The organism is Azospirillum sp. (assembly GCF_050789165.1).
Genome location: NZ_JBOZRT010000045.1, coordinates 71,920 through 77,919, shown reverse-complemented (window position 1 = coordinate 77,919; position 6,000 = coordinate 71,920). Strand labels below are relative to the sequence as shown.

Annotated in this window: 6 protein-coding genes; all 6 read right to left on the bottom strand. The window is 69.3% G+C overall.

Features of this window, described 5'->3' with window-relative positions:
- Window positions 1–129: 129 nt before the first annotated feature.
- Window positions 130–951 (bottom strand): ABC transporter ATP-binding protein, encoded by an 822-nt coding sequence (locus ACRWK7_RS10225; protein ID WP_431856111.1) that lies wholly within the window; start codon window positions 949–951, stop codon window positions 130–132.
- 4 nt (window positions 952–955) lie between these two features.
- The gene (locus ACRWK7_RS10220) at window positions 956–2,125 is read right to left on the bottom strand and encodes an ABC transporter substrate-binding protein (protein ID WP_431856110.1); all 1,170 of its coding nucleotides are present in this window, start codon (window positions 2,123–2,125) and stop codon (window positions 956–958) included.
- A gap of 22 nt (window positions 2,126–2,147) precedes the next feature.
- Window positions 2,148–3,191, bottom strand: coding sequence for a branched-chain amino acid ABC transporter permease (locus ACRWK7_RS10215; protein WP_431856109.1), 1,044 nt, complete (start codon window positions 3,189–3,191; stop codon window positions 2,148–2,150).
- Window positions 3,192–3,194: 3 nt separating this feature from the next.
- The gene (locus ACRWK7_RS10210) at window positions 3,195–4,079 is read right to left on the bottom strand and encodes a branched-chain amino acid ABC transporter permease (protein ID WP_431856108.1); all 885 of its coding nucleotides are present in this window, start codon (window positions 4,077–4,079) and stop codon (window positions 3,195–3,197) included.
- A 133-nt stretch (window positions 4,080–4,212) separates the two neighbouring features.
- Complete coding sequence (locus ACRWK7_RS10205) at window positions 4,213–5,040, bottom strand: ABC transporter ATP-binding protein (protein WP_431856107.1); 828 nt, start codon at window positions 5,038–5,040, stop codon at window positions 4,213–4,215.
- Complete coding sequence (locus ACRWK7_RS10200) at window positions 5,030–5,824, bottom strand: enoyl-CoA hydratase/isomerase family protein (RefSeq protein ID WP_431856106.1); 795 nt, start codon at window positions 5,822–5,824, stop codon at window positions 5,030–5,032. Before ACRWK7_RS10200 ends, ACRWK7_RS10205 begins: the two co-directional genes overlap by 11 nt.
- Between the last annotated feature and the right edge of the window lie 176 nt (window positions 5,825–6,000).

Here is a 6,000-nt window from a genome sequence, read left to right as displayed (position 1 = left end):
CCGGGGAGAGGGTGGCGCCGGAGGCGCCGGGTGAGGGGGTTCGCGGGGGACCGGAAACGTCCGCATTGCCGGACCCCCTCACCCCGGCCCTCTCCCCAGGGGGGAGAGGGGGATTGGCGTGCACGTCGTTCATGACAGCCACCGCTTGCGCCGCTTGTAGTGCTTGATGTCGCGGTAGCTCCTGGCCCCGCCCTCGTGGCCGCCGAGGCCCAGGTAGAACTCGCGCACGTCCTGGTCGCGGGTCAGCCGCTCGACCGGGCCGTCGATGACGATGCGCCCGGTCTCCATGATGTAGCCGTAAGAGGCCACCGCGAAGGCCACCGCGGCGTTCTGCTCGACCAGCAGCATGGACACGCGCTGCTCGGCGTTGATGCGGGCGATGATGGCGAAGATCTCCTCGACCAGCTTGGGGCTCAGCCCCAGCGACGGCTCGTCCAGCAGGATCAGCTGCGGCTCGGCCACCAGGGCGCGGCCGATGGCGAGCATCTGCTGCTCGCCCCCCGACAGGTAGCCGGCCCGCACCCCGCGCCGCGTGTGCAGGTTGGGGAAGTACTCGTAGACGAGGTCGAAGCGTGCCGCCGCGCCGCCGCCGCTGCGGGCGCCGTTGCGGGCATAGGTGGCGGCGGTCAGGTTCTCCTCGACGGTCAGCTCGTCGAAGATGCGCCGGCCCTCCATGACGTGGAACAGGCCGGCGCGCACCAGTTCGTGCGGGCGCCGGGTGGCGGTCTCGGTCCCGGCGAAGCGGATGTGGCCGGCGCTGACCGCGCCGTTCTCCAGGTCCAGCAGGTTGGAGATCGCCTTCAGCGTCGTCGATTTGCCCGCCCCGTTGGAGCCCAGGAGGGCGACGATCTCCCCCCTCGGCACCGCCAGCGACAGGCCGCGGAGCACCTGGATGGTCTTCTTGTAGATGACCTCGATGTTGTTGACCTCGAGGATCGGCTCCGCGGCCATGGCCTTACTGCTCCAGCTTGATCCAGTCGGAGGCCGGGACCATCAGCTTCTTCTGCACGTCGGCCTTGTAGATGCGCCCCACCGGGATCGAGTTGCCGGGCACCGAGATCGGAACGCCGATGATGCCGCCGGTGTCGAAGTCCTTGATGGAGTTCAGCGCCGCCTTGAGGGTCTTGCCGTTGAGCGGCTCGCCCTTGTCCAGCGTGCGCTTGGTCGCCTCGACCATCAGCATGGCGGTCAGGAAGCCCTGCATGTACGGCGTCGACTGGTATTCCGGCCGCATCTGCCGGATCTTCGCCAGCATCGGCGCGTTGCCGTCCTCGTCGTAGTAATAGCGGTACGGCATCACGCCCATGAAGCCGTCGGCCAGCTCGCCCATCTTCTGGACCATGGAGTTGTCCATGCTCCAGAACGTGCCCATGAACTTGCTGGTCATGCCCATCTGCTTGGCCTGGGCGATGAACTCCGGGATCGGCGCCATCACGTAGCCGTGGAAGATGGTGTAGTCCGGCGCCGAGCGGCGCAGCTTCAGCACCTCGGTGGAGACGTCGACGCTGCCCGGCGGGGTGACGATCTTCTCGACCACCTTCAGGCCCAGCTCGACCGCCTTCTTCTCCGAGGTGGCGATGGGGTCGCGGCCGAACTCGGTGTCGGAGTTGACGAAGGCGACCTTGGCGCCCGGCTTCTCCTTGGCGATGTAGCGCAGCAGGATGCCGAACATCTCCGTGTAGTCCGGGCCGGCCATGAACTGCAGCGGATACTTCTTGGGGTCGTTCAGCTCGGTCGCGAAGGAGGCGCCGGCCATGATCATCTGGCCGTTGCGCTCCAGCTCGGGGTTGATGGTCTTGGAGAAGGCGGTGGAGTCGCCGTAGTAGAGGTTCGGCTTGTCGGCGGCGACGATCTTGTTGAACACCGCGACCGAGGCATCGACCTTGTAGGCGGTGTCCTCGAAGGCGAAGCGCACCTTGCGGCCTTTGATGCCGCCGGCGTCGTTGACGATCTTCAGGTAGTCGGTGATGCCCGCCTGGATGCCGATCCCGGCGAAGGCGAACACGCCGGTCATCGGGATGGAGCCGCCCAGCACGATGTCGTCGGCGGCTTTGGCGGGAACCGCCGCCGCCATGCCGGCCGCGAGTGCCAGCGCACCCAGCCCGTGTCTCGAAAGCCTCAGCATCTCCGTGATCCTCCCCTTATCGTTAGGTTTTGAACGGCCACAGGTGGAAGAAGCGCCGGGTGCGCCGCCACATCTCGGTCAGGCCCTGCGGCTCGAAGACCAGGAAGCCGACGATCAGCGCGCCGAACACCACCGTGCGCACCGGGGACAGCACCACCGCCGCCTCAGGCCAGAACGGGCTGACCACCCCGACGCCGAGCTTCAGCAGCTCCGGCACCAGCGTCATGAACACGGCGCCCAGGATGCCGCCGAGGATCGTCCCCATGCCGCCGACGATGATCGCCGCCAGGAAGAAGATCGACATCAGCAGCGGGAAGCTCTCCGGCGTCACCACGCGGAAGAAGTAGGCCCACAGGCCCCCGGCCACGCCCGCGTAGAAGGACGACAGCGCGAAGCTGGTGAGCTTGGTCCGCAAGAGCGGGATGCCCAGCACCTCGGCCGAGATGTCGCGGTCGCGCACGGCGATGAAGGCGCGCCCGACCCGGGTGCGGAACAGGTTGGCGGCGCCCAGCAGCATCAGCACGGCCAGCGGCACGATCACCCAGTACAGCTTGAACGGCGTGTCGAGGTCGATGCCGAACAGCCGCGCCGGCGGCACGTTGATGCCGCTTACCCCCTTCGTCACGCCCGTCCAGTTGGCGAAGACGAAGGTGAGGATGAACGACGCGGCGATGGTGGAGATGGCGAGATACAACCCCTTCACCCGCAGGCTGGGGATGCCGAACACCATGCCGACCGCCGCCGCCGTGCACCCGCCCAGCAGCAGGTTGAGCAGGAACGGCGTGCCCAGCCGCGCCTCCAGCACCGCCACCGTGTAGGCGCCCACCCCCATGAACGCCGCTTGGCCCAAGCTCACCAGCCCGGTGTAGCCGGTGAGGATGTTCAGGCCCGTCGCGCTGATCACGTTGATGGCGGCGAGGCAGGCCAGATAGGCCCAGTACTGGTTGACCGCGAACGGGAACGCCGCCAGCGCCAGCAGCAGCAGGGCGAACCACGCGCGCTGCACCGCGCTGTCGAACAGCGCCTCGTCGGCGGCGTAGCTCTCTTTGGCGGAGGCGATGCGCATGCCCTACAGCCTCTCGATCTCGTGGGTGCCGAACAGGCCGTAGGGGCGCACCATCAGCACCGCGATCAGCAGCGTGAAGGTGGCGAGCAGCTTGTACTCGCCGCCGAGGTAGATGCCGGCCAGCGCCTCGATCAGCCCGATCAGCAGCCCGCCGACCAGCGCGCCCGGCACGCTGTCCAGCCCGCCGACGATGACCACCACCAGCACCGACAGCCCGAACACCCCCATGGTCGAGGAGATGCCGCCGATGGAGCCCACCAGGATGCCCGCCCCCGCGGCGACCATGCAGGCCACCACCCAGGCCAGCGAGAACACCCCCGGCACGTTGATGCCCATGGAATAGGCCGCCGCCTGGTCGTTGGCCGTGGCGCGCAACGCGACGCCGCCGCGCCAGAAGCGGAACAGCAGCACGAACACGGCGATCACCACGGCGGCGACCACGAAGGAGGTGGCGATCTTCGGCGCCAGGAACGCGTCGCCGATGAAGACGGGGGCGTTCGGCATGAACTCCGGCAGGCGGTGCGGGTCGGCGGTCCAGACGATCTCGACGATGCCGATGAGGACGCTGCCCAGCCCGACCGTGACCATGAAGACGGAGATCGGGCTCTCGCCCAGCATCGGCCGGATCACCGTGCGCTCGACCACCGCGCCGAACAGCCCGGCGACGGCCAGCGCCCCCAGCGCCGCCGCCCACCACGGCAGCGCCCAGCCCGCGGCCAGCCCGAAGAAGGCGTAGGCGCCCAGCATCAGGATCTCGCCGATGGCGAGGTTCACCACGCGGGTCGCCTTGTAGATGACGACGAAGGCCAGCGCGGTCAGCGCGTACAGCCCCCCCGTGCCCAGGCCGGCGAGGCTGACCTCGAACAGGAGGAGCCAGTCGATGTCCATCAGGCCACCTCAATGGAGGCGGGAGCCCCCTCCCCATCCCTCCCCCGCTGCGCGGTGGAGGGGGCAGAGCGGCGGCAGTCCCCTCTCCCGCGCAGCGGGGGAGGGTCAGGGAGGGGGCAATCGACCCATGTCATCACGCCACCTTCCGCGCGTCGGCGCCCAGCTTCGCCCGCAGGTCGTCCACATTGCCGGACCCGAGGTACGCCGCCGCCACCTGCGGGTCGGCCTGCACGTCGCGCGGCAGCCCTTGCGCGATCACCTGCCCGAAGTTCAGCACCACCACATGGTCGGAGATGTCCATGACCATGCCCATGTCGTGCTCGACCATCAGCACGGTGACGCCCCATTCCTCGCGCACGTCGAGGATGAAGCGGGCCATGTCCTCGGTCTCCTCGCGGTTCATGCCGGCGACCGGCTCGTCCAGCATCAGCACCTTCGGCCGCATGGCCAGGGCGCGGGCCAGCTCGACCCGCTTCTGCAGCCCGTAGGGCAGGGAGCCCACGGGGGCCTTGCGGATGTGGTCGATCTCCAGGAAGTCGATGATCCGCTCCTCGACGTCGCGGCGCAGCTCCATCTCCTCGCGCCGGGCGCGGCCGAGGTAGAACAGCGCGTCCAGGACGCCGGTCTTCATGTGCGCGTGGCGGCCGAGCTTGATGTTGTCCAGCACGGTCATGCCGCGGAACAGCGCGATGTTCTGGAAGGTGCGGGCGAGGCCGAGCTTGGCGCGCTTCGGCGGCGCCAGCCGCTCGATGCTCCGCCCCTCGAAGCGCACCGAGCCCTGCGGCCGGTAGAAGCCGGAGATCGAGTTGAACAGCGAGGTCTTGCCCGCCCCGTTCGGCCCGATGACCGAGGTGATGGAGCCGCGCGCCACCGGGAACGTCACGCCGCTCAAGGCCCGCACGCCGCCGAAGGCGAGGGTGAGATCGCTCACCTCCAGGATCGGCGCGCCGTCATCGGCCATCGAATCGCGCCCCCCGCTTCTCGAAGAACGCGGCGATGCCCTCGCGGAAGTCGGCGGTGCCGGCGAGCGCCGCGAAGCTCTCCTCCTCGGCGGCGAGCTGGTCGGCGAATCCCGCCGTGCCGGAGCGGTACAGCAGCCCCTTGATCCGCCCGAACGCCGCCGTCGGGCCGTTCGCCAGCCGCAGGGCCAGCGCGTCGGTTTCCGCCGCCAGCCCGGCCGCCGGCACCACCCGGTTGACCAGCCCGAGGCGCAACGCCTCCGCCGCGTCGATGGTCTCGGCCAGCAGCGCGATCTCCATGGCCTTGCGCAGGCCGACGAGGCGGGGGAGGGTGTAGCTGCCGGACCCGTCCGGCGAGGCGCCGATGCGGGCGTAGGCGAGGGTGAACTTGGCGTCGTCGGCGGCGATGCACAGGTCGGTCGCCAGAGCGAGACTCATGCCCGCCCCGGCCACCGGACCGTGCACCGAGGCGAGCACCGGGAGCGGCAGCCGTTGCATCAGCCGCAGCGCCTCGTGCAGCGGGCCGATGATGGCGCGGGCGGTGTCGGCGCCGTGCTCCGGGTCGGCGCGGAAGCGGCCGAGGTCGCCCCCGGCCATGAAGCCGCGGCCATTGCCGGAGATCACCAGCACGCGGGCTTCCGCGTCGTCGGCGACGGCGCGCACGGCGGCCAGGAAGGCCTGCGCGGTTGCCTCGTCGAGCGCGTTGAGGACGGTCGGCCGGTTCAGCCGCAGCCGCGCAACGGCGCCGTCGCGGTCCAGCAGGACCGGCGCGCTGTCGTTGGACACTCTTTCCTCCCTGTTCCCATTCTGTCCGCTTCGCGGATTGTGGGCTTATCCGACAAAGCTAAGGGGCCGGGAGGAAGATTGTCAATACGGCGGGGGTGGAGGCCAGGGCGATCGCCTCAAAGCCCCTCTCCCTCAAGGGGAGAGGGGCTTTCAAGCGATTGCCTTGAAATGGGTTG

What these genes read in the sequence shown, in the direction of transcription:
- ACRWK7_RS10225 (WP_431856111.1), bottom strand. Translation starts at nt 951, where the DNA reads ATGGCCGCGGAGCCGATCCTCGAGGTCAACAACATCGAGGTCATCTAC.
- ACRWK7_RS10220 (WP_431856110.1), bottom strand. Translation starts at nt 2,125, where the DNA reads ATGCTGAGGCTTTCGAGACACGGGCTGGGTGCGCTGGCACTCGCGGCC.
- ACRWK7_RS10215 (WP_431856109.1), bottom strand. Translation starts at nt 3,191, where the DNA reads ATGCGCATCGCCTCCGCCAAAGAGAGCTACGCCGCCGACGAGGCGCTG.
- ACRWK7_RS10210 (WP_431856108.1), bottom strand. Translation starts at nt 4,079, where the DNA reads ATGGACATCGACTGGCTCCTCCTGTTCGAGGTCAGCCTCGCCGGCCTG.
- ACRWK7_RS10205 (WP_431856107.1), bottom strand. Translation starts at nt 5,040, where the DNA reads ATGGCCGATGACGGCGCGCCGATCCTGGAGGTGAGCGATCTCACCCTC.